The sequence below is a fragment of the Nocardioides sp. Z50_6 genome, from assembly GCF_058215755.1.
On record NZ_JBZAJB010000018.1, the window covers coordinates 1 to 1,088 of the forward strand.

Consider the following 1,088-nt stretch of genomic DNA (forward strand, 5'->3'; position numbering starts at 1 on the left):
CGGTCACGTTGGTGAACACCGACGCACCGGCAGCGGTCTGACAGTCGAACCTGAGCTCGGCACTGATGGCGGTCGCGCTGGGCGCGAAGGCCACGAGGCCAGCGGTTGAAATGGCCGCCGTCGCGACCAGCGCCATGGGGCGCTTCATTGAACGGTTCCGCATTTGGTTTCCCTCCCAATTGGAATCGGCTACGGCGTCGTAGGTTACCCAGCCGTAACTCGTCTGTGACACTAGCCACATGCCGCTCTCTTGACGAGGGTGCTTTCACGAAACGGACAGCATTACCGAATATTGAGGAGGCCCCCGTCCCCCTGCAGCAGGGGGACGGGGGCCTCGGTTCCAGCACCGGACGCGCTAGCCCACGCGGACCTTGAGCCGGGCTCGCGACCTCTTCGCGTCGGTCCCGCCCTGGTAGATGGCGACCAGGACGTAGGAGCCGGCGTCGATGCCCTTGAAGGCGTTCTTCGCCTTCCCCCTCTTGTCGAGGGTGATCACGGCCTTGCGCATCGAGCTCGCCTCCTTGAGGACGACCCTGACGCGGCCGGTGGCGGGCGTCCCGTCAGCCTTCAGCACCTGCACCTTCGCCACCACCTTGCCCTGGCGCAGCTTGACGAGGACGCCGAGGTCGACCTCGGTGTCCTGGACCACCGGCAGGGGGGTCGGCGTCGGCTTCACCGTCGGCGTCGGGGTCGGCGTGGGGGTCGGCTTCACCGTCGGCGTGGCCGTGGGGGTCGGCTTCACCGTCGGCGTGGGCGTCGGCGTGGGCGTCGGCGTGGGCGTCGGGGTCGGAGTCGGCGTCGGCGTGGGCGTCGGCGTCGGAGTCGGCGTCGGCGTCGGAGTCGGCGTCGGAGTCGGCGTCGGCGTCGGAGTCGGCGTCGGCGTCGGCGTCGGCGTCGGGGTCGGCGTCGGCGTGGGGGTCGGCGTCGGCGTGGGGGTGGGGGTCGGCGTCGGGGTCGGCGTCGGTGTCGGCGTCGGGGTCGGGGTCGGCGTCGGGGTCGGCGTCGGCGTGAGGGTCGGGGTCGGCGTCGGGGTCACGGAGCCCTGGTAGGTGCCCGTGCCGCTGCTGGCCTTGTAGCCCTCGGCGTTG

Annotated in this window: 2 protein-coding genes; both read right to left on the reverse strand. The window is 71.0% G+C overall.

Annotation, left to right across the window (positions count from 1 at the left end):
* Positions 1-355: 355 nt before the first annotated feature.
* Positions 356-574: a hypothetical protein gene (locus tag AC4BGE_RS18870; RefSeq protein ID WP_490576286.1), complete on the reverse strand. Its 219-nt coding sequence runs from the start codon at positions 572-574 to the stop codon at positions 356-358.
* Positions 561-1,088: hypothetical protein (locus tag AC4BGE_RS18875; RefSeq protein ID WP_490576287.1), on the reverse strand; the 528-nt coding region annotated here is incomplete at its 5' end. The genes AC4BGE_RS18875 and AC4BGE_RS18870, both read right to left, overlap by 14 nt.